We start from the raw sequence: 26,296 nt of genomic DNA, 5'->3' as shown, positions 1-26,296 counted from the left end.
ACGCCCGCGTGGCCGCGATCCGCAAGCGTTTCCTGCACGAGGTCTCCAACAAGCTGGTCAAGACCCACGACAAGCTTGCCATCGAGACCCTCACCATCACCGGCATGCTCGCCAACCGGCGTATGGCCGCAGCCGTCGCCGACGCCGCGTGGGGCGAACTCGCCCGGCAGCTGACCTACAAGCAGCTGTGGCGCGGCGGTGGGCTGACTCCGGTCGATCGCTGGTATCCGTCGACCAAGACCTGCGCTCCATGTCGGACCGTAGCCCCGGCGATGCCCCTGGACCAGCGCACGTTCGTCTGCGCCGCGTGCGGGTATCAGGCCGACCGGGACCTCAATGCCGCGGTCAACCTCGCCATCTGGGCCGAGCAGCACCACGCCCAGGTCCGGGACCTCCACGCAGGGGGCCCGGTCACCAAAGCCCGCCGAGGGGAAGGCTCTGGCCCGCGCACACGCGCAGGCGAAACCGGCCCCGACGACGCGGGAACCGCACCCACCCCATCGCGGGTGAGGAGCGGACGCCCGAGAAGGGCGCTGTCTCACAACTCCACCGAGTTATGAAACAGGCCGTAGTGTCGTACACATGGTCGAAAACGATGCCCTCACCGCCACCCGAGACGGTTACGACGCTGCCGCCGTCGCCTATGCGCAGCTGTTCAACTCGCTGGACGACAGGCCCCTGGACAGCGCGATCCTGGCCGCCTTCGCCGGGTTCGTACGCATGAGCGGGGACACCAGGGTCGCCGACCTGGGATGCGGGCCCGGCTACATCACCGCCCTCCTGCACGAACTGGGGTTGGCAGCGGTGGGGGTCGACCTCTCTCCGGCGATGATCACGCTGGCTCGGCAGACCTACCCGGATCTGCGGTTCGACGTGGGCTCGATGGCCGCGTTGGACATCGCGGACGGCACCCTCGGCGGCGTGGTGTCGCGCTGGTCCGTCATTCACACGCCGCCGCATGAGGTCCCCGCCATCCTGGACGAGTTCCATCGGGTGCTGGCACCCGGCGGCCACCTTCTGATCGGGTTCTCGGCCAGCGACGACCCGTCCCACCCGACGCAGATCTTCGATCACTCGGTCGCGCCGGCCTACCGGTGGTGGCCCGACCACCTCGCCGCGCTGCTGCGCAAGGCCGGGCTGGCCGAGGTGGGCCGGATGGTGCGCGAACCCCAGCCCGAGGACAAGCGGCAGTTCCAAGAAGTGCAGCTGATCGCCCGGAAGGCCTAGGCGGACGCCGGGTCGGTTCCGCGGTCGCGTCATGACCTCGACGGTCGATCGCGGAACGCCCGGCCGGTGTCAGCCGGTGACGGCGACGAACACCGGGTTGGTGTAGAACCACAGGTCCTGCCAGGGGTCGGCGTCGCCGGTCGGGTCGGGTCTCGGCTCGATCGAACCGGGCGCGCTGTGGTTGCCGTCGGTGCCGCGCAGCCTGACGTAGAACGGCCGGCGTACGTCGGTGAACCGGTGGACCAGCCGCACCGGCCCGCGATCGGCGTCGAACGACGCCACGACCCGGGTCTGCGGCGCGGTCTGCGCCTGCGCCTGCGCCCGGCCGGTGACCGGACCGGCGATGACGTCGACGCGGCGCAGGCGGGGCCGGTCGCCGTGGGGGTTGTCCGCCGACGCCGGGGTGATCGTCGCCCGCAGTTCCACGCTGTCGCCGCGGGAGACGACGGCGACCTCACCCAGGTTCGCCCGCTCCGGGCCGATCTCGACGTGCACCGCGTCGAGCAGGTGGCCGTGGTCGACCCAGACCCTGCCGTCGCGCAGCCCCCGCATCACCGCGAGCGCGCCGTCGCCGGCGACGCCGACGTGGGTGCGGCTGTACTGGCCCGGCCACAGTCCGCCGGACGGGCCGGGGCTGTCGTCGGGCACCGGGTCCGGGTAGGAGCCGTCCTCGGTGGGGCCGCCACCGGAGCGCCAGCGCTGCCCGTACACCTTGTGCGCGTCAGAACTCGCCGTGATCCACCAGGGCAGGCCCTCGGCGAGCATCGCGTCCCACATCCCGCCGACGGTCGCGGTCATCCAGTCGAAGCCGCCGAGGGTCCGGTTCGCCGCCGCCGGGTAGCCGGCGTACGAGGTCCGCGTCGGCCGCCGCCCGTACCCGCCGCGGTCGCCGCCGACTCCCCCGTCGTCGGCGGGTATCCCGTTGGCCTGCCCGCCGGGCGCGCCCTCCATCCCGATCACCAGCGGGTGCGCGTCGCGCAGCCGCCGCAGCTCGGCCGGGCTGTACGCGCCGGACCGGCTGGGATGGTTGAGGATGCACAACGCCATCGGGGTGTCCCCGGCGTCGACCTGTGCGCCCAGCCGGCGCAGCGCCTCGACGGCCGTCGTGTGCCCGTCAGGACCGGACCCGTGGCCTGCCAGCTCGGCGTCGAAGCGGGATTCGAAGTCCGCGAGCAGCGCGGCTTCGTGCCGGCCGGGCGCGGTGAACAGCGTGGCGTGTTCGGCTCCCGGCACCCGCCATTCGATGCCCTGGAACAGATGCAGGTGCGGGTAGCGCTCGCGCAGCACCGCGAGATCGGCCGCCGACCGGGCCAGCCCGTGGCGGGCGTGCGCCGGGCCGGGGTGGTCGGTGATCACGAGCCAGCCCAGCCCGTAGCCGGCGGCTGCCTGCACGTGCTGCTCGACGCGGTAGGGCGCGTCGGGGCTGCCGCTGTACTTGGTGTGCACGTGGTGGTCGCCGGCGGTCCACCGCAACCCTGGCCCCGCTGCCTGTGCCCGGGAAGGGACCAGGCCGGCCAGACCTGCCGCGGCGCCGGCGGCGAGCAGCGCCCGGCGGCGCAGGGGGCGGGACGTGGAAGCGCTGAGCTGCTGGGACACCCCTCAGAGGTATCCGATCAGCGCCTGCCGAGCGCGGCGGCGCGCCGAGTTCGGCGAGTCAGCCGCCGTAGATCTGCTCGATCTCCAGGTCGTAGTCGACGCCGCGCGTCTTGAACCAGGTCAGCGGGTTTTGCGCGACACCGTTCACGTGCACCTCCAGGTGCAGGTGGGTGCCGAAGGAGTGTCCGGTGTTGCCGAGCCGGGCGATGATGTCGCCGGCCTTGACCTGCTGGCCGACCTTGACCAGCACCTTGCTGGAGTGGCCGTAGAGGGTGCGCACCCCGTTGCCGTGGTCGATGATCACCGAGTTGCCGTAGCCGCCGTTCCAGCCCGCCTGCACCACGGTGCCGCTGTGCACCGCCGCGAACGGCGTGCCCTCGGGCAGGCCGGCTAGGTCCAGGCCCTGGTGCAGCCGGCCCCAGCGCATGCCGAAGCGGGAGGTCAGGTTGTAGTTGCGCATGGGCAGCACCCAGGCGTCGGGCGCCTGGGCGATCGAGGTGCTCAGCGGGCGGTCGGCCCGGTCGGCCCGGTTGGCGACCAGCTCACGCGCTTCGTCGGAGGTCAGGTCGACGCCGACGAGACCGGCCTCGGCCTTGGCGTCGTCGAGCGCCGCACCCGACCCCAGGGCGACGACACCGGCCCCTGCCAACGCGGTGGCCAGGACTGCCGCGTAGCGGCGGCGCGAGGGTTGCCGCACCCGGCGACGTCCGCGGTACTGATCACCTTCGCGGGACACCTGGGGCCGGTACTGCACGCGTGCACACTCCGTCGATAGGCACCGGTGGCCCGCCCCGTCCGGGTTTCACCTATGTCGCATGTAAGACGCGGGCAACGCTAGTCACCCCCACCCGATCCCACAAGCCCGCTACCGGTCAGCGCCCCGTGACCTTCTGTAGCGTCCCGCGACCGCGTCGACCACGAGGAACCCGAGCAGGGGCCAGCCGAGCAGCGGGATCGCCCATCCGACGGCTGCGGCGGCCGCCATCGCGAGCACGAGCGCGGGCACGGGCAGTCGCCGCCAGGCGCCACGGGCCGGTGGCGCGCCGAGCCGCAGCCGCCGCGGGTCCCGGGTGGGCCGGCGACGCCACCACATGCGGTATCCCCAGACGATGACGGTGCTCAGGCCGGCCGCGATGAGCGCCAGGGCGATCTGGTTGACCAGGCCGAACAGCACGCCCATGTGGAGCTGGATACCGATGGTGGTGAGTTTTGCCAGCAGCGGCTGGTCTGCCCAGCGCACGGTGTCGACGACCTGCCCGGTGGCCGGATGTACGGCGATCTTGTCCTTGCGCAGCGGCCACGTGTTGTCGGTCTGCTCGACTGTCCACGCCTGGCCGGCCGCGCCGGGGGTGATGGTCGTCGGTCCGGCCAGCCCGGCCCGCGCGGTCGCGGCCGCGATCGCGTCCAGGTCGGCGTCGCCGGTGCCGCCGGTGCCGCCGCCGTGGTGCGCTCCGGTGTCCGGCGACGCCGTCCCGTCCAGGGCGGTCCGCAGCGGGATCGAGTCAGAGTTCAGCGTCGAGCGCAGCGAGCTGAAGTTGGCTCCGGCGTACTGGGACCAGGTCAGGCCGGTGGCGGACAGGACGAGCAGGAAGGCGGCGAGCCACAGGCCGGTGGCGGCGTGCAGGGACCGGGTCCGGCGTACGCCCTTGGCGGCTCGTTCGGCCAGCAGCAGCCGGCGGGCGCCGCGACGGCCCCGCTGGTGCCGCCACCACAGCACGACGCCGCCGAGGACGAGGACCCACAGCCAGGACGCGGCCAGTTCGGAGTAGAGGCTGCCTGGTTCGCCGAGGTTGAGGTTGGCGTGCATGTTGTCCAGCCAGGTCGTCACGGGCGTGGCCCCGAACCAGGTGGTGAGCACACCGCGGACCTGGCCGGTGTACGGGTCGACGTACACGGTGCGCTGCTTGTCGCCGAGTTCGGCCAGCGCGAACTCCACCTTCGTGGTGGCGTCGGGGTCGGCGGCCGGGTGCACGGCCACCAGGTCGCCGCCGGGAACCAGCTGCCGCGCGGCGGCGACCTGTTGGGACAGCGCCACCCGGTCGCCGCCGACGGCCTGGACGTGCAACTGGTCGTGGTAGGCGATCTGGTCGAACTGGGGGGTGAACGCGTACGCCAGGCCGGTCAGCGCCACCACCAGCAGGAACGGAGCGACGAGCACGCCGGCGTAGAAGTGCAGCCGGCGCAGCAGCGGCCCGAACCCGGCGTACAGCGCCGAACGGGCGGCGGGTTCGGTCGGGGCGTGTTCGGCCGGTTCCGCTGCTGGCAGCGCCGTTTCGGGCCGGGTCGTGGCGGTCATGGGGGCTCCATCCGGGCGGTCGGGCCCTGGACGGCACCGGCCAGGGTAGGAGCCCACTGGTCGTACGGTATGTGGCGCTAGTTCCCTTAAGCGAATATTTAAGGATCAGCCGACCGGACCGTCGGCCTGGCCCCGAATGATGAAGGTCAGCGGCGTGCCCTGCCCGGCCGCGACCGCGGTCACGCTCGAACCGGTCAGCTTCAGCGCCCGGTCGCCGAGCACCACCTCGTGAGGCGCGGCCCGTCCGTTCAGGACGACGCGCTGCCGCTCGTCGGCGGCGTCGCAGGCGACGATGGCCAGTCGGTCGCCGTCGCGCGCCGCGCAGCCCTGTTCGCCCCCGGCCCCGGCCTTGGCGGTCTTGAGGTGGTACTGCTCGGCGCCGGGAGAGAGCGGGACGAGCGCGAACTGCGCCCCGTCGGTCGCGGCGTCCTCCCCCGTCGCCGCCAAGGTCCCGTCCGGCAGCGCGGTCAGCAGCGGGTAGCCCTCGGTCCTCGTCGCCTGCAGCCACACCGCCTGATCCTGGGTCGGCACGCCGTCTCCGGGCACCGCGGACGGATCGATTTTCGGCACGACCACCGAAGGTGACGGGGAAGGTGTCGGCGACGCCGACACGGGTGCGCTCGCCACCGGCTCGGGCTCCGTGCCGAAGCCGCTCTGCGTCGCGTACACCCCGGCGAACACCGCGACCACGGCCAGGCCGCTCGCGGCGGCCGCCAGCCGGCCGTTGCGCCGCCGCCGCTCACCCCGGCGGCGGGCCTGCTCGGGCGTGCCCAGCCGCCCGATCCGGGCACCGTGTTCGCCGAGCACGGCCAGGTGCCGGTCCAGGCCCGACTCGTCGCGCTCAGCCATTGCCGTTCTCCTTCCGTGTGGTCGTCTCCGTGCGATCCGGGTTCGGCAGCTCGTCGAGCCAGCCCGCCAGCGCTCGCCTGCCCCGCAGCAGCCTGGCCTTGACCGTGCCCACCGGCGCGCCGACTTCCTCGGCGACCTCGGCCACGCTCAACCCGACCAGGTGGTGCAGGACGATCGCCCGCCGCTGGTCGGCGGGGATCTGCCGCAGCGCGTGGACCAGCGCGACGTGGTCCGGCCCGAGACCCGCCACGTCCTGGTCGGGCGTGGCGCGATGGTGGGCGCGCAGCCGGTTGACGGCCTTGCGCCACGCGCTGATCGCGATCCGCGACGCCGTACGGCGCACCCACGCCTCCGGGCTGTCGCAGTCCCGCACCTGCCGCCATCGCTGCCACGCCCGGGCGTACGCCTCCGCCACCGCGTCCTCGGCCTCGGCCCGGCTGCCGGTCATCGTCCACAGCTGCCCGAGCACCCGCCACGACGTCGCGGCGTAGAAGGCGTCGAACTCGTCGACGTCGGACATCAGCACCCCACCACTACGGCCACTGGCCGACCGGGCCGGCCGGAATGAACCGGAACCGGGTCTTCGCGGCGGCGCTGCCCGCCTTCACGAGCGACACCTTGCCGTCCTTGCCGATCTCCACCCGGTATCCCCCGACGATCACCTCGAACGTCGCCGCCCCGGATGCGTCCGCGCCCCGCGCCACCAGCGTGACCTTCTGCGCCCCGGCCGCCGCGTCGCACGCCACGGCGTGCAGGACACCGGCCTCGATGCCCGCGCACACCGGCTCGCCGCCCACCCGCAGCCGCGCCGTCTTCAGCAGGTACACGGTCGCGCCCGGCGACAGCGGCACCAGCGCGAACTGCTCGCGCTCGCCGGTGTCCGCGCCGCCGGGATACGTGCCGATCCGGCCGCTCGCGGTCACGGTCAGCACCGGGTCCTCGATCCGGTCGACCGCCTGCAGCAGGATCGCCTGGTCCCGACCCGGCACACCGCCGCGCGGCGGCGACGTCGCGGGCCTGCTCGGCACGACAGCCGTGGGCGACGGCGACGGCGTTGCCGACGCCGACGCGCCCGCCATGCCGGCGTCCTGAGGGTCCACCGCTCCGCTGTTCCCCGGCGGCTTCGCGCACCCGGCAGCGCCCGCCAGCAGCACGACGCCCAGCGAGCATCGCGCGATCCACCGCGCCCTCGTGTGTTCCATCTCTGATTCCCTCCGCCATCGACGCGCTCCGTTCGGAGCGCACCAATGACGTCTGACCCCTCGGCCCGGACGCATGCGTTCGATGAGTCCCACGTCACACCGGGGCCGTGTCCGCTGCCGTTCGCTGAACCGTAGACCGGCAAACCGCCTTCGACCAGCGGTTTCGTGGTGACTCAGCCGGCGAAGAGATCGCCCTGGTCGGCCTCGCCGGTCGCGGCGCCGCTGTGTGACGGTGCCGGGCGGACCGCCACGGGGGCCGAGAACAGCCGCCGACCGGACGCGTCCTTGCGGCTGCTCACCTGGCAGGTCGCCAGCCGGACCGGGAGTGCGGGCACGGCGAACGGCCCCATCCCCCAGCGCAGCCACACCGCGACCCGGCCCTCGGCCGCCTCGGCGGCGAGTTTCTCCAGGGTCCGCCTGCGCTCGGACTGGTCGATCTCCACCACGATCGGCGGGAGGCCCGACCTGGCCACACCCACGTCCACCCAGGAGTGCCGGTCCTCGTAGGGCGGGGGCAACTTCACCACGCTGCGGGCACGCCGGTACACCCGCCACTCCTGAGCCGTCCCCCACGCCAGCACGGCCTCGGTCAGCAGCTCGGTGACCTGGTCGGCGTCACGATCGGTGAAGGAGACAGCGCCCAGCCACGCCTGCAACGAGGCCGCGACCGCTTCCGCGTCGTCGTCCACCACCCGCCCACCCTATTACGGCGCTGCCCGACTACCTCTCCGCGCTGTCCTTCGGCGCTCCCCACCGCTCCGCTGCGATCCGCCTGCCGCCCGGCGGACGCACGCCCGCCGCGTCAGGCATGATCACGAAGTGAGTTCTCCCGGGACCCCCATCCGCATGTCCGTGCTCGCCCTGTCCTACTTCGCGTTCATCAGCCTCGGGCTGCCCGACGGCCTGCTCGGCGTGGCCTGGCCGTCGATGAGCGCCGACCTGAACGTGCCCCGGGAGACCATCGGGCTGCTGCTGATCCCGTCGACCTGCGGCTACCTGGTGTCCAGCGTTACTGCCGGGTTCGTGCTGTCGAAACTCGGCGTCGGGCGGCTGCTGGCGGGCAGCACCGCGCTGGCCAGCCTGGCGCTGTTCGGGTACGCCCTGTCGCCCGCGTTCGCGTTCACCATGGCCGCCGCGCTGTGCGCCGGTTTCGCGGGCGGCGCGATCGACGCCGGGCTCAACGCCTACGCCGCGTCGGCGTTCGGCCCCCGGCACATGAACTGGCTGCACGCCTTCTTCGGGCTGGGCGTCGCGATGGGCCCGCTGATCATGACCGCGGCCATCCAGTACGGCGACGCCTGGCGGCCCGGCTACCTCGTCGTCGCGACCGGCCAGGCGCTGCTCGCCGTCGCGTTCGTGCTGACCGTCCGGCAGTGGGCGCAGCGGCCGACGCCCGAACACGCCGCTCACGAGACCCACGCCGGCCCGATCCGGGCCCGGGACACGTTCAAGCTGCCCGCGGTCTGGTTCAGCGTGCTCACCATCGCGGTGTACGTGGCACTGGAGGTCGCGGCGGGCCTGTTCGCGTACCAGCTGCTCACCGAGGGCCGCGGCATGAGCGACGCGGTCGCGGGCGTATGCGTGTCGCTGTACTGGGGCAGCCTGTTCGTCGGCCGGGTGCTGCAGGGGTTCGCCGCGCACCGGTTCATGCCGGGCCGGACCGTCGTGTGGTCGATCGGCGGCATGGCGGCCGGGGCGGTGCTCGTCGCGATCCCCGGGCCGGGCTGGCTGGCCGCATTCGGGTTCATGGTGATCGGCTTCGCCGCCGCGGCGGTGTTCCCGCTGTTCACCCTGCTGACCGCGGAACGGGTCGGGGCCGCGCACGCCGACCGGACCATCGGCCTGCAGATGGCGGGCGCGGGCCTGGGCGGCTCGGTCTTCCCCGCGATCATCGGCGTGGTCCTGGGCACGTGGAGCGTCAACGCGCTCGGGCTCAGCCTCGTCGTGCTCGCCGCCGCCCTGATCCTCGCGTACCTGGCCGCGACCCGGACCCGGCACCCTCAGCCGACCGGCTGACCCGGCTCGGGCAGACCTGAGCGACAATCGCGTCCATGAACGTGACGGCTCAGGTGTTCGCGGTGCTCGCAGGTCTACTGCACGTGCTCATCTTCGTGATGGAGAGCGTGCTGTTCCGGCGGCCGCAGGTGCACGGCCGGTTCCGGGTCCGGCCCGCGGACCTCGACGCGGTCCGGCCGTGGGCGTTCAACCAGGGCTTCTACAACCTGTTCCTGGCGCTCGGGGCGCTGGGCGGCGTGGTCGCCGTGCACACCGGGCACGCCACCGCGGGCGCGGCCGTGGCGCTGTTCGGCTGTGCCAGCATGCTCGGCGCGGCCGTGGTGTTGATCACCAGTGACCGCCGGATGGCCCGCGCCGCCGTCATCCAGGGCCTGACCCCGCTGGTCGCCCTGATCGCCGCGGCGCTCGCCGGCTGACCGACCCCAGGTCACCGCCGGTCCGGGCACCGGAACCCGACACGATGCGCCGGTTCGGCGATGTGTGCGGCACACGCCCCCGAGAGCGCGATCGCAGGGTACCGTCCAGGGTGGCAGTTCTGCCCGGGTAGCGTACCGATGACCCGGAATTGTCGAGCAGAAGGCGGACCATGAGCCAGGAGCCCTCAGCGGCCACGTCCGAGGAGACCGTCACCTTCGCCGACCTCGGCCTGCGGCCCGAGTTGACGAAGGCGCTCTCGGCGCTGGGCTACGAGGAGCCGACGCCGATCCAGCGCGAGGCCATCGGGCCGCTGCTGACCGGCCGCGACCTGCTGGGGCAGGCCGCCACCGGCACCGGCAAGACCGCCGCGTTCGCCCTGCCGCTGCTGCAGCAGTGGGCCGACAGCGCCGACGGCCGCACCCGCGTCGACCCGACCGCGCTGGTCCTGGTGCCGACCCGCGAGCTGGCCGTGCAGGTCTCCGAGGCGGTGCACCGCTACGGCCGCGACCTCGGCGTGCGCGTGCTGCCGATCTACGGCGGGCAGCCCATCGGCCGCCAGCTGCAGACCCTGCGCCGCGGCGTCGACATCGTGGTGGCCACGCCCGGCCGGGCGCTGGATCACATCGGCCGGGGCACGCTGCAGCTGGCCGACCTGCGCACGGTCGTGCTGGACGAGGCCGACGAGATGCTCGACATGGGCTTCGCCGAGGACATCGAGGCGATCCTGCAGGAGACCCCGGACAGCCGGCAGACGGTGCTGTTCTCGGCGACCATGCCGTCGCGGGTGGAGGGCCTGGTCAAGCGCTACCTGCGCGACGCGGCGCGGATCCAGATGGGCCGTGCCGCCCCGGCGCCGGGCGAGTCGCCGAAGGTGCGCCAGAGCGCGTACGTGGTGGCCCGCGCCCACAAGCCCGCCGCGCTGGGCCGGGTACTCGACGTCGAGGCGCCCACGGCCGCGATCGTCTTCTGCCGTACGCGTGAAGAGGTCGACCAGCTCACCGAGACCATGAACGGCCGCGGTTACCGGGCCGAGGCGCTGCACGGCGGCATGAGCCAGGAGCAGCGCGACCGGGTGATGGGCCGGCTGCGCGCGGGCACGGCAGACCTGCTGGTCGCCACCGACGTGGCCGCCCGTGGTCTGGACATTGAGCAGCTCACCCACGTGATCAACTACGACGTGCCGTCGGCTCCCGAGGCGTACGTGCACCGCATCGGCCGCGTCGGCCGGGCCGGGCGCGAGGGCGTCGCGGTGACCCTGGCCGAGCCGCGCGAGCACCGCATGCTCAAGGCGATCGAGCGGGTCACCCGCCAGCGCATCACCATGGAGAAGATCCCCAGCGTCGCGGACCTGCACGCACGCCGGCTGGAGATGACCCGGGCGGCCGTGCACGAGAGCCTCCTCGAGGACGATCTCGACCGGTTCCGGGTCGTCGTGGAGAGCCTGGCCGACGAGTACGACATCGTCGAGGTGGCCCTCGCCGCGGTGAAGGTCGCGCACGAGGCCATGGGCAACGCCCCCGACGACGAGGTCATCCCCGACATCGCCGAGCCCGTCGAGCGGCGCGAGCGTCCCGGCCAGGGCGACGGTCGCCGCGGCGGCTCGCGCGGGCCCGCGGCGGGCGCGGTCAAGCTGTTCATCGGCCTCGGCCGGCGCAACGGCGTACGCCCGCAGGATCTGGTGGGCGCGATCGCCGGTGAGGCCGGGCTGCCGGGGCGCGACATCGGCGCGATCGAGATCGCCGACCGGTTCTCGCTGGTCGAGGTGCCGGCAGACGCGGCCGACGACGTGATCCAGGCGCTGCGCCACGCGACGATCAAGGGCAAGCGGGTCAGCGCCCGCCGCGACCGCGACCGCGACGCGGCCCCGCGCCGCCAGCGCTGGTAATCCGACCTGACAAGCGAAGGGCCGTTCCCGCCTCATGCAGCGGGATCGGCCCTTCGGCCTATGTGAACCGCACCTGCCGACTCCGGTCCAGGCCAGACACTATTCCCATAAATCCTATGGGTGATAGCCTTTCGTCACCGCGCGCGGGCGGCCGACGGCATTCCGCGCGACCGGGCACGCTCCCCGTCACCGGCGACGAGATACATGCAGATGGCCCGCATGCTGCCGCACCTGGGACTCGTCCCACTGCTGATCATCTGGGTCGGCATCGGCGAGGAGCTGAAGATCACGCTGGTCGCGCTGGGCAGCTTCTTCCCGATCTACTTCAACACCTACGCCGGTATCCGCGACATCGACGAGCGGCTCGTCGAAGCGGCCCGCACCTGCGGACTCGGCCACCTCGCGCGGCTGCGGCACGTGGTGCTGCCCGGCGCGCTGCCGTCGCTGTTCCTCGGGCTGCGTCATCGACAACGTCTCGCTCGGGCTGACCGGCCCGGACGTGCGTGCGCGGGCACGGGCCGCGCTGGCGGAGGTCGGCCTGCCCGACCGCGACACCGCCTGGCCCGCGGAGCTGTCCGGCGGCCGGGCGCAGCGGGTCGCGGTCGCCCGCGCGCTGGTACGCGAGCCGGAGCTGCTGCTGCTCGACGAGCCGTTCGGCGCCCTGGACGCGCTGACGCGGCTGCGCATGCAGCAGCTGTTCATCCGGCTGCGCGAGCAGCACGGCTTCGCGGCATTGCTGGTCACCCACGACGTGGACGAGGCGCTGCTGCTGGCCGACCGCACCCTGGTCCTCGAAGGCGGCCGGCTCGTCGAGGACGCCCCCGTTCCGCTCACCCACCCGCGCACGCCGGACGACCCCGGCTTCGGCGCGCTGCGGCGGCACCTGCTGGAGAGGCTGGGCGTCGCGGCGTGAACCGTCCCGTCGCCGGTCGTGACAAGTCGTTCGGCGAGCTCGCGCGGTTGTGGCAGCATCCAGGTCGTGCCCGCCTACGAACCGATCATGGACACCCGCCGACCGTGGTCGCCGACCCGCCTGGGCAGAGCGTTCGTCATCCTGTACCTGGTGCTGTGTGTGGGTCTTGCCCTGTTCACCCTGGCCCGGGGTCTGTGGCTCGACGCTTACGCCACTCCGGCACGGGCCACCGTCGTCGACGTAGCCACCAACAGAGGACTGTTCATCACGGTGGAACTGCCCGACTCGGAGTACCGCCGCGTCCAGCTGTGGACCAGCCGCGGAGAGGTCCCCTTCGTCCACTCGACGATGCTCGTGGAGTACGCGCCGGACCATCCCGGCCTGGTACGCGAAGCGGGCACCTTCGCTCCGCTGGGCATCTTCTACTTCGCAGCGTGCAGCCTGCCCGTCTGCCTGCTCGCGCTGTTCCTGATCCGACGGCATCTTCGCTCGTACGAGTAGGCCTTCTCCCGGGAGCGGCCACCCTCCGATATGTCCGTGACACGCCTGTCCTTCGCTCGCTAGGGTGGAGATCTTGCGGAATCCCGTCCGCCTGGGGATATGAGGAGCCGTGATGTCGAAGACGATGGCCGGAGCTTCCGATCGCCCCTGGGTGACCGCGGTCGCAGGCTTGTGACACCGCACGTGTAGCGGCAGAGTCAGCAGCACACATCCCGGTCGCCGGGGCGAGGTGACACCTGTCACCGGCCCTAGGCGCTGTTCGGCGTCTCCATTCGCCTTCCCGGGAGTTCTGCTGTGCCCATTCGTCACTCTTCACTGCTCCGTGCACGTGCCCTGGCCGAGCGCCTGATCGCCGCCCCGCGCGGCAGGAGGACTCCACGGCCGACGTCGGCTCCGCCTGCCGCGGAATCCGCCGACCAGACAGTCGACCGCAATGTCCGCTTGCTGAGCTGGTTCAACTTCTTCGGCGACTTCCGCATGTACGGGCCGATCATGGTCATCTACTTCGCCCAGGTCACCGGCTCGTTCACCGCCGCCGCCAGCCTCCTGGCGGTGAAGAAGCTGTCCTCGGCAGCCTTCGAAGTCCCCACCGGAGTGCTCTCCGACCGCCTCGGCCGCCGCGGCACGATGATCGCGGGCGCCGTCGTCATGGTGACCGCCCACCTCGGGTATGCCGGCGCTTCGGGCTACGGCCTCCTCCTGGCAGCCGTCGTGCTGGAGGGACTGGCGACCTCGCTGTGGAGCGGCAACAACGAGTCTCTGCTCTACGACACGTTGCTCACCGCCGGCCGGGAGGACGAGTTCCCCCGGCACTCCGGCCGGGTGAACTCGATGTTCCAGATCGCGCTCGCACTGGCGGCGCCCATCGGCGGCGTGGTCGCCGGCGCGTGGTCGCTGCGTACGGTCGTCGTGCTGTCAGTGGTTCCCCAGCTGCTGTGCGTGCTCGTCGCCTTGCAAGTCCGGGAACCGCGCATGCGCGGACCGCTGGAGTCGAACATGCTGGCGCATCTGCGATCGGCCTTGCGCGGCATCCGCCGAAATCCGGTGCTCGGCCGAATGACCCTGGTGTCGGCGCTCCGTTTCAGCGGCGAAAGCGCGGCCCAGTTGTCGCCGGTCTTCGTGGCGGGGCTGTGGCCGCTCTGGGCGCTCGGCCTGTGGCGCACCTTCGGCCATGGCGTGGCCTTCGTAGGCTTCCGCGTCAGCGGTCGGGTGATCGGCCGGCTGGGCGCGGCCCGCACGCTGCTGTCCGGCGAACTGTTCGACAACGTGGCGAACCTCGTGGCGCTGCTCGAGCCGACGGTGTTCTCGCCCGTGCTGCTGGGGTCACCGGCGTATGGCATGTCGACGATCGCCCAGCAGACGTTGCTGCAGCGCGAGTTCACCGACCGGGAACGCGCGACGATGGGTTCGCTCGCGGCGCTGCTCGGCAGCGTGCTCTACGGGCTCGTCGCCCTGGGAGCCGGCGTGGTCGCAGACCGTTGGGGCATCGTCGCGGCGTTGCTCGCGATCCAGGCGGTGGCGCTGATCGCACTTCCGCTCGCCTGGTGGGTGCACGCACACGCGCCCACCCACCCCGGCGGCGCCGGACGGTGACGGGATGATCTTGCTCGATCTGTCTCACGCCGCTGGTAGGTTCAGCCCGGCTGAAACGGTGTTGGATCAGGTGGGGAGATGCTGATGGGTGAGGTGGCGCTGCGGCCGATCGACGACTCCGACCTCGACGCCTTGTTCGAGCTGATGCGAGATCCGGAGTCGGTCCGGATGGCCGCCTTCACCGCCAAGGATCCCGACGACCGCGCCGCGTTCGACGCCCACATGGCGAAGATCAGGGCGTCGCCCGAGACCATCAATCGCGCCGTGACGCTTGACGGTCGGCTTGTCGGCAGCATCGCCAGCTTCGTCATCGAGGGCGACACCGAGGTGACCTACTGGATCGACAGATCCTTCTGGGGGCAGGGCATCGCCAGTCGAGCGCTCGCCCTGCTCCTGGAGTTGAATCCGGTGCGGCCGCTGTTCGCCCGCGCCGCGAGTGACAACACCGGATCGCTCAAGGTGCTGCAGAAGGCCGGATTCGCCATCACCGGCACGGAGGTCGCGTTCGCCAACGCGCGGAACACGGAGATCGAGGAAACGATCCTGCGCCTTGACGAGCCCGCGCGAGGGCACGGAGGGCTACATTAACCCGCGTGGGAGCAGACGGCCCTGATCCGGCGGACGTCATCGTGGCTGTCGGCCATCCGTTCGGCGACGTCGATGTGCCGTTGTCGGAGTGGATCAGCCGCGGACCCGGTCCGCGGCCGCTGGTGAGACCGATCAGGGCGAGACGTGGCGACACGGGCGAGCCGCTCCCGCTGGCGGCCGTCCCGCTGCGATACCGCAACGACGCCGAGTCGCGTGCGCTCATCGCCGCCGGTGTGCTCGAACCGCCGCCCTGGCACACATAGGCCCCAGGCGTATGCGTGCCGGGGCGGCGGCGCAACCGAGGTACGGGGCCGGCCGGATTCGCACCGGCGTCCTCCCGCTGTGCAGGCGGGCGCGACGACTTCTGCGCTACGGTCCCGGCTCATTATCCACAAGCGACGGCGGCCGTCCGGTCAGTGGGCCAGTGCCGTATACCCGCCCATGTGGTGCAGCAGCGGCTCGCCTGGCCGGTGTTCGGCGCTGACCGGGCGGCCGAGCACGATCGCGTGGTCACCGGCGGGAATCCGCTGCACGACCTCGCAGATCAGCAGGGCGAGCACGCCGTGCAGCAGCGGCGTGCCGTAGGGGCCGTGCCGCCAGAGGCTCGCGTCGGCGAAGCGATCGACGCCGCGGGCGGCGAAGGTGCGGGCCAGTTCTTCCTGGCCCTCGGCGAGCAGGTGGATGGCGACGTGGCGGGCCTGGGCGACGGTGGGCCAGCTGGAGGAGTCACGGTCGAGGCAGAACGACACCAGCTGGGGCCGCAGCGATACGGAGGTGAACGAGGTGGCGGTGACCCCGACCGGCGGGCCGCTTTGTTGACCCGGGGCGGTCACCACCGCGACCGTGGTGGCGTGGCGGCGCAGCAGGCCGAGGTAGCGGTGCAGTTCGACACCGGCGACGGCGGTGTCGGGCAGGTTGTCGTCAGAGACGGTCGGGGGCAGGGCGGTGAGCGTCATGGAGGTGCCTCTCGGGCGGGGGGTGACGGTGGGCGTCACCGTCGACATCGCTGTGCGCTCATACCCCGACGTTAGCAGCGCGAAGGCGCTAAGTCACTATCTCCTATGGGAATTATAGGAATAACCTCAGTGCTGCCGTGACCAGGTCGCGAACATGTCCGCGTATCGGCCTTCGGCGGCCAGCAGCTCGGCATGCGATCCGATCTCGACGACCCCCGACTCGTCGAGCACCACGATCCGGTCGGCCCGCATCGCGGTGGACAGCCGGTGCGCGATCAGCAGCGCGGTCCGCCCTTCCAGCAGCCGGTCCAGGGCCTGCTCCACGCGCAGCTCCGAGCGCAGGTCCAGGTTCGAGGTCGCCTCGTCGAGCACCACCACCCGCGGCTGGGCCAGGAACGCCCGGGCCAGGGCCAGCAGCTGCCGCTGGCCCGACGACACCGACTGGCCGCGCTCGTGCAACGGCGCGTCCAGCCCGGCGTCGGTGCGTTCGACCAGGTCACGCAGACCGACGGCGTCAATCGCCGCCCAGATCTCGGCCTCGCTCGCCGCCGGCCGGGCGAACGCCACGTTGTCCCGGATCGAGCCGGCGAACATGAACGGCTCCTGCGGCACCACTCCGATCTGGCGGCGCAGCGAGACCAGGCTGACGTCGCGCAGGTCGTGGCCGTCGATCAGGACCCGCCCGGAGTCCGGGTCATGCAGCCGGGTGACCAGCTTCGCCAGCGTCGACTTGCCTGCGCCGGTCGGCCCGACACAGGCGATGGTCTCCCCCGCCTCGATGCGCAGGTCCACCCCGCGCAGCACGGGACGCGCGGGGTCGTACCCGAACACGACCCGCTCGAACACGATCCCGCCGGTGACGGGCGGCAGCTCGACCGGATCCGCGCGCTCGGGCACCGTCGGCGCCTGCCCGAGCAGCCCGCGCAGCTTCCCCACGGCGGCCCGGCTCTGCTGGTAGTTCGTGTACAGCTGGACCAGCTGCTGCACCGGGGCGAAGAACGCGTTGAGGTAGAGCACGAACGCGGTCAGCTCGCCGATGCTCAGCTCCCCGCGCAGCACCATCCGTCCGCCGATGAGCAGCAGCAGCGCCATGCCGACCAGGCCGATGACCGAGGTCCCCGGGCCGTAGATCGCGCTGATGTGGCCGGTGAAGTCGTTGGCGTCGCGGTAGCGCCCGACCACGGTGCGGTGCTGGGCGATGTTGCGGTCCTCGCGGTGGTACGCGGTGACGACGCGCACGCCGTGCAGGCTCTCCGCCAGGTCGGTGAACATCGCCGCGATGGCGTCACGCTGGCGGGCGTATCCGGTGTCGGACGCCCGCCGGAACCACACCGACGCCGCGAACAGCGCCGGGACGACCAGCAGCAGGGTGATCGCGGCCAGCCCGGCGTCGTAGTGGAACAGCACCGCGGTCACCACGACCATGGTCAGCCCCTGCACCGCGAACTGGGCCAGCCCTTCCTGGAGCAGCTGCTGCAGCGACTCGACGTCCGACGACATCCGGGTCATGATGACCCCGGCCTTCTCATTGGTGTAGTAGTCCATGGACAGCCGCTGCAGGTGCGCGAAGACGCGTACCCGCAGGTCACGCATGGCGTCGGCGGCCAGCGCGCCGGTCTGGCGCATGCGGGCGGTCGTGGTGGCCCAGCCGGCCAGCACCGCGGCCGTGAACGCGCCCGCCGACCACAGCAGCACCGGCAGGTCACGGGCGACGATGCCGTGGTCGATGCCAACCTGCACGAGCAGCGGCCCCGCCTGCAGGAGCAGCGTCTCCGCCAGGATGGTCGCACACACCGCCAGGAACACCCCACGTCGCCGGTTCAGCAGCGACAGCAGGGTCAACGACGGCCCGCCGGGCGGACGGTGGCCGAAGCGGTCGGCGGGTTGCCCGTGGTCGGGCTCGCTCTCCTCCAGGCGGCGCACTCCTGCGGCCAGTTCGTCGGGCACCCCGGCGAACGGCAGCGTGTCCCCGGTGCGCCGGGTGCCGCGACCGGCCCCCACTGCGCTGAGACCGCCGATCGGACCGCTGCCCGGTCCCCCTCCGGGCCCGCCGAACCCACCCCCGAACATGCTCATGCCTTCTCCTCGCTGCGCCCGTCGGCTGCATGTCCGAGCCCGTTGATTCGTCGGCTGCGCTCTCTCACGCCGCCACCTGCTCGTCCACCTCGGCGGCCCGGCTGTGCATGGTCGCCAGCACGTCCTGGTAGCGGGGCTCCGCCGCCAGCAGCTCCTCGTGGGTGCCCTGGGCGGCGACGCGGCCGTCGTCGATCAGCACGACCGTGTCGGCCAGGGCGATCGTGGACAACCGGTGCGCGACGATGATCGTGGTCCGGTTCTGCAGCAGGTCGCGCAGAGCGGCATGGATGCGCTGCTCGACGTGCACATCGACGGCGCTCGTCGCGTCGTCCAGGACCAGCACCGGTGGGTTGACCAGCAGCGCGCGGGCGATGGCGACGCGCTGGCGCTGCCCACCCGACAGGGTGTACCCGCGTTCGCCGATCACCGTGTCGTAGCCCTCGGGCAGCGCCCGCACGAAGCCGTCGGCTCCGGCCGCCTCGGCGGCGGCCACGACGTCGGCCAGATCCGCGTCCGGCCGGCCGAAGGCGATGTTGTCGCGGATGGACAGCGAGAACAGGAACGGCTCGTCGGGCACGATGCCGATCTGGTCGCGCAGGCTGTCCAGCGCGTATTCGCGCACGTCCCGGCCGTCCACGCGGACGGCACCGGCGGTCGTGTCGTAGTACCGGGCCAGCAGCCTACCCACCGTGGACTTGCCGGAGCCGGTGCGACCCACCACGGCGACCGTCGTCCCGACGGGGATGCGCAGGTCCAGGCCCCGCAGCGCGACCGTGCCGTCGGGGTAGGCGAACTCGACTCCGTCGAACTCGACCTCGCCCCGGATCCGCGTACGCAGCGGGTCGGCCCGTTCGGTGATCTCGCTGCGGGTGTCGAGGACCTCGTAGATGCGCTGGGCGGAGGCGGCCGCCCGCTGACCCATCATGATCATCATGCCGAGCATGCGGAACGGCGGCTGCAGCATCAGCACGTACGAGTTGAACGCGACGATCGCGCCGACCGACGTCCGGCCCTCGATCACCATCCAGCCGCCGCACAGCAGCACCAGGGCCAGGCCGAGCCGCGGCAGGTTCTCCAGCGTCGGCGACCAGCGGCTGCGGATCCACGCGTCGCGCCGGTACGCCCAGCGCACCCGGTCGGCGGCCGACGCCAGCAGCGTCACCTGCCGCTGCTCACCGGCGAACGCCTTGACGATGCGCACGCCGTTGATGTTCTCGTCGACGACCGTGGCCACCTGTGCCAGCCGCGACTGGATCAGCCACGACACCGGGAAGATCGCCTTGCGCATCCACACGCCCAGCAGCGCGATCACCGGCATCGTGGCCATCGCGACCACGGCCAGCAGCGGGTCGATCGACACCATCAACGCGAACGCGAACACCGCGATCAGGCACTGCACCAGGATCGACGGCCCGAACGCCAGGTACATCTGCACGGCACGGATGTCCGAACTGGACCGCGACATCAGTTCACCGGTCTGCACCCGGTCGTAGAAGCCGAACGGCATCCGGATCAGGTGCGAGTACATGATGTTGCGCAGGTCGTACTCGATCTCGTACGCGGTGCGCAGCAGGTAGCGGCGGGCCAGGTAGTTGACCACGCCGGACGCCACCGCGAGCCCGGCCAGCCACCACACGTACCCGGTGAGGCTCGCGGTGCGCGCGATCAGCGCGTCGTCGATGCCCAGCCGCATCACGTTCGGGATCTGCACCTGCACCAGCAGGCCGACCAGCGACAGGCTGAGCGAGGTCAGCAGCAGCCACCGGTGCGCCAGCACCACCGGCAGCGCGCGCCGCAGCCAGGACCTGCTCTGATCGGGGTCGATGGTCGATTTCGGGGCCGGGTATCGCGGGGACGCCGACTGCGCTGACATCACGCTCCAGGGGTGGGGGTCGGTGCGGACGCCCTCACCTTCGTGGGCAACCGAGGGTGCACGCCCGCCCCTCCACCATGGCATGTGGCCTTCGGCACGGCGAGTCATTACCGCGGTCGGATGACGCTACGCGGCCTGCAGGGAGCGCACGGCCAGGGCGTCGGTGAAGCCGGTGACGACGGCGTCCAGGAACGCCTGCCCGGTGGCGTCGAGCAGCACGCCCCCTCCGTCGGTGTCGACGATGGTCTTGTCGTGGATGAAGCAGCCGGCCACGATGTGCGTCGCGCCCATGCTCGACAGCACCGGCCGCAGCGCGTAGTCGATGGCCAGCACGTGCGCCGGGGTGCCGCCGGTGGCCAGCGGCAGGACCACTTTTCCCGCCAGCGCGTACTGCGGCAGCAGGTCCAGCAGCGACTTGAGGATGCCGCTGTAGGCGGCCTTGTACACGGGCGTCGCGACGATGACGCCGTCGGCGGCGGCGATCGCCGAGGCGACCGCCAGGATCGCCGGGTGGCGCACGTCCGCGCCGACGAGCGCCTCGGCGGGCACGTCCCGCACCGCGAGGTGGCTCACCTCGTACGAGCCGGAGCCGGGCAGATTGTCGGTGACGTGCCGCAGCACGCGCGCGGTCTTCGAGGTGGGCGAGGGCGATCCGGAGATCGCGAGGATCGAGGGCATGGGTTCCTCCTCAGCGCTTCATGGCTTGGGACCGTAGGAGCGCGGTGGCGACACGGTCCATAGACCTGTGGCTCAGATCACATAGTTATTCGGTATATCCCATAGATTTAATATGAATTATTCGTTCGATGGATTGTGCCTTCCCACCTGCACGTGTCAGCATCCGATCACGGCCGCTCCACACCGGACCGCGACCCGCCCGAACAGCACGGAGACCGCACATGAGCCTCACCTTCCACTGGTTCCTGCCCACCTACGGCGACAGCCGGTTCATCGTCGGCGGCGGCCACGGCCTGCCCGCGGGCGTGGCCGGCGGCGCACGCCCGGCGACCCTGGCCTACCTCGGCCAGATCGCCCGCACCGCCGAGCAGCTGGGCTTCGTCGGCGCGCTCACCCCGACCGGCGGCTGGTGCGAGGACGCGTGGCTGACCACCGCCATGCTCACCGAGGTCACCGAACGCCTGAAGTTCCTCGTCGCGTTCCGCCCCGGCCTGCTGTCACCGACCCTGGCCGCGCAGATGCCCGCCACCTTCCAGCGCCACTCCGGCGGCAGGCTCCTGCTCAACGTCGTCGTCGGCGGCGAGAGCCACGAGCAGCGCGCCTACGGCGACTGGCTCGACAAGGACGCCCGCTACGCCCGCGCCGACGAGTTCCTGCACGTCACCCGATCCCTGTGGCGCGGCGGCAGCGTCGACTTCACCGGCGAGCACCACCGCATCGAAGGCGCGACCCTGCCCCGCGTCCCTGACCCGGTGCCGCCTGTCTACTTCGGCGGCTCCTCAAAGGCGGCGGGCCCCGTCGCCGCCAAGCACGCCGACGTCTACCTCACCTGGGGTGAACCCCCCGCCCAGGTCGCCGGCAAGCTCGAGCAGCCACACCGAGATCGCCGACCGCATCGCCGAGTACGCCGACCTCGGCATCAGCGAATTCATCCTCTCCGGACACCCGCACGTCGAAGAGGCGTACTGGTTCGGCGAGGGCGTGCTGCCGATCCTGCGCGACCGCGGCCAGTGGACCCACCCGGCCGGCGACCCGGCCCACGAACTGCCGAAGATCCCCTTCGCCTCCGCCCCGTCCCGATAGAGGTGACCCCTTGACCGGATCGACGAACCAGCTGACCAGTGACTGTGTAGCCCACCGCTGTGCGCCGGTGTCGTCGACGGGCCCGCTCGGTCGGCTGATCCCCCATGCCGCGCGGCCCGACCGCTGGTGCTGGGGCCCTGACCAGGGATTCCATCCCCGGTCGGCCCCGCACCAGCGGGTCCAGCTGACTCCCGCCGCCGGGCTGCTGACCCGCGGGCAGACCATCGGCGTACGGCAGGCCGTCGCGCTCGGCGCGGCCGGAGCCCACGCCGACCTCGCCCACGCGTTCAGCGAACTCGACGCGTGGGTGCCGTTCCCCGACGCCGACGTGTTCGCCCGGCTCGGCTGGGCCGCCCGGCACCTCGACGAGGCCGACGACGACACGAAACGCGACGTCGTGGTGCGGGCGCTGCGCGCCGTCGATGCGGAGCTGCTGCCCACGTCGTGGCGGCGGCCGCTGGCCATCGCGGCCGCCGGTGCGCAGGTGTCGGCGACCGAACAGGCGTGGCTGCGCAGCGCATGCGACGCGGCGTACCGGCGGCTGACCCGGTTCGAGAATGGCTGGCCGCAGGCGCCCGCCGAACGGCAGGCCGGGTGGGACTACGCGGCCGCCCGCGCCTGCACCGCGCTGCGCGACGGGGACTGGGTCGTCGCCGCCCGCGCCGTCACGGACCTCTACGGCCTCACCAGCCCGGACCCGCACCAGGCCGAGGCGTGGCTGGGCGCGGTCGCCGAATGCGGGACCGTCCGTGGTCATCGTGAACACGCCGGAGGCGTGGGTTCGCACTGATCGGTATGCTTCGCTCTCCTTATCCCTAAAGGAGACCCGTTGTGAGAAAGCTGGTAAGCGTCGCGTCCGCGCTCGCACTCTCGACCGCCATCGCGATCGCACCCACCGCCACCGCCTACGCCGCCACGGACAGGAGCGGGGCAGAACGGCTGAACATCCCGAACAGCAGCGCCTGCAAGGCGGGTCGCACGGTGCTGCAGGGCATGGTGGCGGGGCCAGGAGGGCAGCTCTACATCGTCTTCACCAAGGCGGCCGGTGCCGAACCGGTCCTGTCCAGGTGGTTGCGTGACGGCTCGGCCTGGGACGGTGCCAGCTGGACCTGTGCAGGGGCGCCGACGTCCATACCCACCCTCGGCCACGGCAACGATCTCGCCTACAACGCGAACTATCTCGGTCAAGGCCCTGCCCTGATCGCCACCCAGGGAAGCCAGTCCGCGTTCTTGAGCGACAAGGTGACGATCGTGCGCCTGAACGCCGACGGTTCCATCGGCACCACCGCCGAAGTACGGCTGCCGATCGGCAACATCAGCGGCCTCTGCTACAGCGCGACGGCAGCGGGCGGAGCGGGCAAATACGCTGCCCGGCGGTTGGGCAGCCTGTGGACCCATCCCGGCTCCGGCGCGCTCACCAGTGGCTGGACGCTGGTCAAGAGCAACCTGACCAGTCACGACAATCGGTCCGACCAGGGCATCGACTGCTCCGAGAACTACATCTGGAACAGCAAGTCGATCAACACCTCGACGCCGGCAACGGGGTGGAACTGGGTGTACCAGTACAACTGGTCGGGAGGCGACGTCGAGAGCGACATCGGCGTGCCGGGGAACAACCTGACCGATGAGATCGAAGACATCACCCACGTGGGGAGCGAATTCTTCGTCGCCGTCAACCGGAACGACGGGCTCGCCGACTCCGTCAAGGTCTTCATCGAGTAGACCTGGTCGAAGGGCCGGGTGCGAACCGCGCACCCGGCCTTCGCCGGGCCGGTCCACGAATGTCACCGGCACCCGTTATCGTCGGGCCCATGTCAGGCCCTGGAGACGTGCCACCGGAGATCCTGGACCGGCTGCGACCGATCTGCCGTCGGCTGCCCGACATGTACGAGGAACCGGCCTGGATCGGCGTGCGCTGGCGGATCCGCACGCGGACGGTCGCCCACGTCTACACGCCGGATCCGGAACGCTTCCCGGTCTACGCCAGGCAGTCGAACGCCGGCGAGGCGCCGACCGTGATGACGTTTCGCGCACCCGTCGACGACCTGCTCAGCCTGACCACCCGCGGCTTCCCGTTCTTCCTCGCTCCGTGGGGTGCCAACGTCGCCGCCGTCGTTCTCGGTGACCACACCGACTGGACCGAGATCGCCGAACTGATCACCGACAGCTACTGCGAGATGGCCCCGAGGTTCCTCGTCGCCCAGGTCGCTCCCCCTCCGCCGAGCAGCTGAACCGCAGCGCGGACGAAGAATCCGACGGTCGCCGCACCACGCCGCCTCGGCTTCACCCTCCTGATCGGGGTCCCGTCGCATCCTGTTCCGGTTCGGGGCGGGGTCGGGACACGATGATCTGGGCGATGCCGATGATGAGGACGGCGATGGTCAGCAGCCGTTCGCCGTCCGGCAGCGGCCGGAAGTAGCCGTAGATCTGGGTGGCCACGGCGAACAGCGAGGCCCCCAGCGGCAACGCGATCGCGGGCCAGCCGGTGATCTCCCGCGACGGTCGGGCCGGCGACGGCAGCTGGGTGGCGCCGACCCCGAACGCGAGTGCGCCCGCGCTCCAGAGGAAGTCGTAGGGTGCGTTGTGGGCCATGACGTCAGCCGAGTTGAGGCTGTAGGCGGCGTCGGCGACGGTCAGGCAGACCAGCCCGGCACCCACCCACGGCCAGCTGCCGACCAGTCGCCAGGACATCAGCGGCAGGGTGCCGAGCAGCGCGCCGAGCAGCAGCACGTCGCCGAGCGGGTAGGCGACGGTGACGATCTTGCCCAGCGGGTCGATCGGCGCGCTCTCCACCACGGGTCCGATGAGCAGCAGCACCCCCGGGGTCACCACGATGAGGACGAGGACGAAGCCGTCGAGCCACCGCTGCCAGGGAACGTCCAGCACCCGGGCCCGGACCATGAACACGAGGCCCGCCATGAACAGCGGATACGTGCTCAGGTAGAGCAGGTCGGTGGGGTTCGGGGAGGGCACGTCATCGCTGACCGTGTACATGACACGCTCGGTGATGACGGCGAGGGCGAACAACAGCAGCGCCGCCGCGAAGCACCACCACGCCGCCCGGGCCCGGCCGGCGGGCCTGCGACGCGCACCTCAGGCGCACATCACGCTCGAGACCAGGATGAGTCCCGCGCTGAGCCAGTCGTCGACGACCGGCAGATGCGACGGCTGGTCGCCGCGGGAGAGTTCGCGGACGGCTTCCACGACCAGCCCCATGAACAGCACCACGACGAGGCCCCACCACAGACCCGCCCCACCGTTTCGCGCGCGGAGCCGCACGAACCAGCGTTTGTGCGTCAACAGATCCGCCCTCCGAGATCTGAAGTCGACCTTAACCTCGATCCGGTCAGAACGGCATTAAATGACTGTGGATTTGCCGTTTCTCCCATGACTCGATCCGACGTCGAGGCCGGCGCTCAACGGGTGACGTGGAAGGTGAGATGCCTTTCCGTTTCACCGGCGGGCACCGTGTGGACGTAGCCGTGAGCGGTGTCATACGCGCCGCTGCCGCCGTTGATCGGGATGTCGATCGAGGGACCCGCAGGCAGGTGCAGCAGCGCCTGGGCGTTGATCTGCCCGTCGGGCAGGGAGAAGGTGCCCACGCACTGCAGGGCGTCCGGGGCGAGGTGGACGTACGTGCAGACGACGCTGTGGTCGCCGATCTTCTTGCCGTCGCGGTACACGTCCTCGAAGACGGTGCGCTCGTCGCCGAGGCTGAGCCCCTTCTTGCCATGGTCGATGGCTTCGGCCTGGGTCTGCTTGGCGACCAGTTGCAAGATCTCCGTGTCATGCCGCGAGTCGGGCGCGTCGTCGCCGGCGAAGGCGGCAACGGAGGCCAGCGAGCCCACGGCGAGCAGGCCGACGGCCAGCCCGGCGGCCGCGGTCAATCGACAAGCATTGATCTTGATCATGGTTGGCCCTTCGTTGTCCCCGTCACACTTGATCTCGAGCGGGCCGCCGGGCGTGGCCCGAACCTTCCGGCCCGCACGTTACGAGCATATGCACGTATTTTCGGGAACGCCAAATGCGTACTGACGTTTGGGCAGCTCTACCGGGTCGTGGCCGGACGTGACATGCCGCCGCCATGCCGGTCTTGTGCGTGTGCTTTCAGAGCAGAATGCACCCATTTGGAGACCGGCGGGTCATCCGGCAGGTCCGCGAGATCGAGGGTCGTCCACCGGGCTTCGGAAATCTCGCCGTTCGGGCGTACGCCGTCTGAGCTCGCGCACACGCGGACGATCTTGAGGTGGCCCTGCCTACCCCCGTTGGCGGTCAGGTGTTCCGCCAGGACCAGGGCCGACGGATCCAGCCCGACGCCCAACTCCTCGACGCACTCACGCCGGGCCGCCTGCTCCGGGGTCTCCCGGGCCGGTCGGTATCCGCCACCAGGCAGACTCCACAGCGACCGGTCGCCGTAGCTGTGCCGGACGAGGAGCACCCGCTCGGCGTCGGCGGCATGAACGATCAGCACCTTCACGCCGTACGTGGTTGGCTTGGCAACCCGCCAGTAAACCCCGCGGACGCGATGAAGCAGCCTGAACACCGGT

At 71.4% G+C, this 26,296-nt stretch carries 27 protein-coding genes, 1 tRNA gene and 2 pseudogenes; 14 read left to right on the top strand and 16 right to left on the bottom strand.

Features of this window, described 5'->3' with window-relative positions:
* Both ACFQO7_RS05265 and ACFQO7_RS05260 read left to right on the top strand, forming a co-directional pair.
* Positions 1-560 (top strand): RNA-guided endonuclease InsQ/TnpB family protein (locus ACFQO7_RS05265; protein WP_376805316.1); only part of this gene is annotated, 560 nt, incomplete at its 5' end.
* 22 nt (positions 561-582) lie between these two features.
* Positions 583-1,227, top strand: a complete 645-nt coding sequence (locus tag ACFQO7_RS05260) for a class I SAM-dependent methyltransferase (RefSeq protein ID WP_376805315.1) — start codon at positions 583-585, stop codon at positions 1,225-1,227.
* A gap of 69 nt (positions 1,228-1,296) precedes the next feature.
* On the opposite strand, the gene ACFQO7_RS05255 is transcribed toward ACFQO7_RS05260, so the two are convergent.
* The 7 genes from ACFQO7_RS05255 to ACFQO7_RS05225 form a co-directional block, all read right to left on the bottom strand.
* Positions 1,297-2,823 carry a histidinol-phosphatase gene (locus ACFQO7_RS05255; protein WP_376805314.1) on the bottom strand — a complete coding sequence of 509 codons (1,527 nt, stop codon included), beginning with the start codon at positions 2,821-2,823 and terminating at the stop codon, positions 1,297-1,299.
* Between the two features lie 58 nt (positions 2,824-2,881).
* Positions 2,882-3,577: a M23 family metallopeptidase gene (locus tag ACFQO7_RS05250; RefSeq protein ID WP_376805313.1), complete on the bottom strand. Its 696-nt coding sequence runs from the start codon at positions 3,575-3,577 to the stop codon at positions 2,882-2,884.
* A 111-nt stretch (positions 3,578-3,688) separates the two neighbouring features.
* Positions 3,689-5,119, bottom strand: a complete 1,431-nt coding sequence (locus ACFQO7_RS05245) for a PepSY-associated TM helix domain-containing protein (protein ID WP_376805312.1) — start codon at positions 5,117-5,119, stop codon at positions 3,689-3,691.
* Positions 5,120-5,224: 105 nt separating this feature from the next.
* Positions 5,225-5,968: a hypothetical protein gene (locus tag ACFQO7_RS05240; protein WP_376805311.1), complete on the bottom strand. Its 744-nt coding sequence runs from the start codon at positions 5,966-5,968 to the stop codon at positions 5,225-5,227.
* A complete protein-coding gene (locus ACFQO7_RS05235) occupies positions 5,961-6,488 on the bottom strand; it encodes a SigE family RNA polymerase sigma factor (protein WP_360527987.1) in 528 nt (175 codons plus the stop codon). The genes ACFQO7_RS05240 and ACFQO7_RS05235 overlap by 8 nt, the downstream gene beginning before the upstream one ends.
* A gap of 13 nt (positions 6,489-6,501) precedes the next feature.
* Positions 6,502-7,170, bottom strand: coding sequence for a hypothetical protein (locus ACFQO7_RS05230; protein ID WP_376805310.1), 669 nt, complete (start codon positions 7,168-7,170; stop codon positions 6,502-6,504).
* Between the two features lie 173 nt (positions 7,171-7,343).
* Entirely contained in the window at positions 7,344-7,862 is a 519-nt protein-coding gene (locus ACFQO7_RS05225) for a hypothetical protein (protein WP_376805309.1), read from the bottom strand.
* Positions 7,863-7,989: 127 nt separating this feature from the next.
* Between ACFQO7_RS05225 and ACFQO7_RS05220 the strand changes: the two genes are divergently transcribed.
* The 8 genes and pseudogenes from ACFQO7_RS05220 to ACFQO7_RS05185 all read left to right on the top strand — a co-directional run bounded on the left by ACFQO7_RS05220 (position 7,990) and on the right by ACFQO7_RS05185 (position 15,083).
* Entirely contained in the window at positions 7,990-9,186 is a 1,197-nt protein-coding gene (locus ACFQO7_RS05220; RefSeq protein ID WP_376805308.1) for an MFS transporter, read from the top strand.
* A gap of 35 nt (positions 9,187-9,221) precedes the next feature.
* Positions 9,222-9,602, top strand: a complete 381-nt coding sequence (locus ACFQO7_RS05215) for a DUF1304 domain-containing protein (protein ID WP_376805307.1) — start codon at positions 9,222-9,224, stop codon at positions 9,600-9,602.
* A 149-nt stretch (positions 9,603-9,751) separates the two neighbouring features.
* Positions 9,752-11,488, top strand: coding sequence for a DEAD/DEAH box helicase (locus tag ACFQO7_RS05210; protein ID WP_376805306.1), 1,737 nt, complete (start codon positions 9,752-9,754; stop codon positions 11,486-11,488).
* 204 nt (positions 11,489-11,692) lie between these two features.
* Positions 11,693-11,890 (top strand): annotated as a pseudogene (locus tag ACFQO7_RS05205) (ABC transporter permease subunit); the annotation flags it as partial.
* Positions 11,891-11,987: 97 nt separating this feature from the next.
* Positions 11,988-12,401: an ATP-binding cassette domain-containing protein gene (locus ACFQO7_RS05200; RefSeq protein WP_376805305.1), complete on the top strand. Its 414-nt coding sequence runs from the start codon at positions 11,988-11,990 to the stop codon at positions 12,399-12,401.
* 66 nt (positions 12,402-12,467) lie between these two features.
* The gene (locus tag ACFQO7_RS05195; protein WP_376805304.1) at positions 12,468-12,902 is read left to right on the top strand and encodes a hypothetical protein; all 435 of its coding nucleotides are present in this window, start codon (positions 12,468-12,470) and stop codon (positions 12,900-12,902) included.
* Between the two features lie 441 nt (positions 12,903-13,343).
* Positions 13,344-14,495, top strand: a complete 1,152-nt coding sequence (locus ACFQO7_RS05190) for an MFS transporter (RefSeq protein ID WP_376805303.1) — start codon at positions 13,344-13,346, stop codon at positions 14,493-14,495.
* A gap of 78 nt (positions 14,496-14,573) precedes the next feature.
* Positions 14,574-15,083: a GNAT family N-acetyltransferase gene (locus ACFQO7_RS05185; protein ID WP_376805302.1), complete on the top strand. Its 510-nt coding sequence runs from the start codon at positions 14,574-14,576 to the stop codon at positions 15,081-15,083.
* A gap of 306 nt (positions 15,084-15,389) precedes the next feature.
* On the opposite strand, the gene ACFQO7_RS05180 is transcribed toward ACFQO7_RS05185, so the two are convergent.
* From ACFQO7_RS05180 to ssuE, 5 genes are all read right to left on the bottom strand, one after another.
* Positions 15,390-15,462 (bottom strand) — tRNA-Cys (locus ACFQO7_RS05180).
* Positions 15,463-15,496: 34 nt separating this feature from the next.
* On the bottom strand, positions 15,497-16,039 hold the full coding sequence (locus tag ACFQO7_RS05175) for a flavin reductase family protein (RefSeq protein ID WP_376805301.1): 543 nt from the start codon (positions 16,037-16,039) through the stop codon (positions 15,497-15,499).
* Between the two features lie 126 nt (positions 16,040-16,165).
* Positions 16,166-18,115, bottom strand: a complete 1,950-nt coding sequence (locus ACFQO7_RS05170; protein WP_376805300.1) for an ABC transporter ATP-binding protein — start codon at positions 18,113-18,115, stop codon at positions 16,166-16,168.
* A 64-nt stretch (positions 18,116-18,179) separates the two neighbouring features.
* Entirely contained in the window at positions 18,180-19,988 is a 1,809-nt protein-coding gene (locus ACFQO7_RS05165; RefSeq protein WP_376805299.1) for an ABC transporter ATP-binding protein, read from the bottom strand.
* Between the two features lie 126 nt (positions 19,989-20,114).
* Positions 20,115-20,666 carry an NADPH-dependent FMN reductase gene (gene ssuE / locus ACFQO7_RS05160; protein WP_376805298.1) on the bottom strand — a complete coding sequence of 184 codons (552 nt, stop codon included), beginning with the start codon at positions 20,664-20,666 and terminating at the stop codon, positions 20,115-20,117.
* A 221-nt stretch (positions 20,667-20,887) separates the two neighbouring features.
* Here ssuE and ACFQO7_RS05155 point away from each other — a divergent pair.
* From ACFQO7_RS05155 to ACFQO7_RS05140, 4 genes and pseudogenes are all read left to right on the top strand, one after another.
* A pseudogene (locus ACFQO7_RS05155) lies at positions 20,888-21,749 on the top strand (LLM class flavin-dependent oxidoreductase).
* 10 nt (positions 21,750-21,759) lie between these two features.
* Positions 21,760-22,539 carry a hypothetical protein gene (locus tag ACFQO7_RS05150; RefSeq protein ID WP_376805297.1) on the top strand — a complete coding sequence of 260 codons (780 nt, stop codon included), beginning with the start codon at positions 21,760-21,762 and terminating at the stop codon, positions 22,537-22,539.
* A gap of 41 nt (positions 22,540-22,580) precedes the next feature.
* A complete protein-coding gene (locus tag ACFQO7_RS05145; RefSeq protein WP_376805296.1) occupies positions 22,581-23,471 on the top strand; it encodes a hypothetical protein in 891 nt (296 codons plus the stop codon).
* An 89-nt stretch (positions 23,472-23,560) separates the two neighbouring features.
* The gene (locus ACFQO7_RS05140; protein WP_376805295.1) at positions 23,561-23,980 is read left to right on the top strand and encodes an MmcQ/YjbR family DNA-binding protein; all 420 of its coding nucleotides are present in this window, start codon (positions 23,561-23,563) and stop codon (positions 23,978-23,980) included.
* A gap of 52 nt (positions 23,981-24,032) precedes the next feature.
* On the opposite strand, the gene ACFQO7_RS05135 is transcribed toward ACFQO7_RS05140, so the two are convergent.
* The 4 genes from ACFQO7_RS05135 to ACFQO7_RS05120 all read right to left on the bottom strand — a co-directional run bounded on the left by ACFQO7_RS05135 (position 24,033) and on the right by ACFQO7_RS05120 (position 26,292).
* A complete protein-coding gene (locus tag ACFQO7_RS05135; protein ID WP_376805294.1) occupies positions 24,033-24,776 on the bottom strand; it encodes a hypothetical protein in 744 nt (247 codons plus the stop codon).
* Between the two features lie 66 nt (positions 24,777-24,842).
* A complete protein-coding gene (locus ACFQO7_RS05130; protein WP_376805293.1) occupies positions 24,843-25,049 on the bottom strand; it encodes a hypothetical protein in 207 nt (68 codons plus the stop codon).
* Positions 25,050-25,165: 116 nt separating this feature from the next.
* On the bottom strand, positions 25,166-25,660 hold the full coding sequence (locus ACFQO7_RS05125) for an allene oxide cyclase barrel-like domain-containing protein (RefSeq protein ID WP_376805292.1): 495 nt from the start codon (positions 25,658-25,660) through the stop codon (positions 25,166-25,168).
* A gap of 137 nt (positions 25,661-25,797) precedes the next feature.
* Positions 25,798-26,292, bottom strand: coding sequence for an NUDIX domain-containing protein (locus ACFQO7_RS05120; protein WP_376805291.1), 495 nt, complete (start codon positions 26,290-26,292; stop codon positions 25,798-25,800).
* Positions 26,293-26,296: the final 4 nt, after the last annotated feature.

Source organism: Catellatospora aurea, assembly GCF_042663325.1.
Taxonomy (GTDB): Bacteria; Actinomycetota; Actinomycetes; order Mycobacteriales; family Micromonosporaceae; genus Catellatospora; species Catellatospora aurea.
The sequence above is the reverse complement of the archived record's forward strand: the minus strand, read 5'-3'. Positions and strand labels throughout refer to the sequence as shown.

Coding starts and splice junctions, on each gene's coding strand:
- ACFQO7_RS05260 (WP_376805315.1), top strand. CDS start 583: ATGGTCGAAAACGATGCCCTCACCGCCACCCGAGACGGTTACGACGCT.
- ACFQO7_RS05245 (WP_376805312.1), bottom strand. CDS start 5,119: ATGACCGCCACGACCCGGCCCGAAACGGCGCTGCCAGCAGCGGAACCG.
- ACFQO7_RS05240 (WP_376805311.1), bottom strand. CDS start 5,968: ATGGCTGAGCGCGACGAGTCGGGCCTGGACCGGCACCTGGCCGTGCTC.
- ACFQO7_RS05235 (WP_360527987.1), bottom strand. CDS start 6,488: ATGTCCGACGTCGACGAGTTCGACGCCTTCTACGCCGCGACGTCGTGG.
- ACFQO7_RS05230 (WP_376805310.1), bottom strand. CDS start 7,170: ATGGAACACACGAGGGCGCGGTGGATCGCGCGATGCTCGCTGGGCGTC.
- ACFQO7_RS05215 (WP_376805307.1), top strand. CDS start 9,222: ATGAACGTGACGGCTCAGGTGTTCGCGGTGCTCGCAGGTCTACTGCAC.
- ACFQO7_RS05185 (WP_376805302.1), top strand. CDS start 14,574: ATGCTGATGGGTGAGGTGGCGCTGCGGCCGATCGACGACTCCGACCTC.
- ACFQO7_RS05175 (WP_376805301.1), bottom strand. CDS start 16,039: ATGACGCTCACCGCCCTGCCCCCGACCGTCTCTGACGACAACCTGCCC.
- ACFQO7_RS05170 (WP_376805300.1), bottom strand. CDS start 18,115: ATGAGCATGTTCGGGGGTGGGTTCGGCGGGCCCGGAGGGGGACCGGGC.
- ACFQO7_RS05165 (WP_376805299.1), bottom strand. CDS start 19,988: ATGTCAGCGCAGTCGGCGTCCCCGCGATACCCGGCCCCGAAATCGACC.
- ssuE (WP_376805298.1), bottom strand. CDS start 20,666: ATGCCCTCGATCCTCGCGATCTCCGGATCGCCCTCGCCCACCTCGAAG.
- ACFQO7_RS05140 (WP_376805295.1), top strand. CDS start 23,561: ATGTCAGGCCCTGGAGACGTGCCACCGGAGATCCTGGACCGGCTGCGA.
- ACFQO7_RS05125 (WP_376805292.1), bottom strand. CDS start 25,660: ATGATCAAGATCAATGCTTGTCGATTGACCGCGGCCGCCGGGCTGGCC.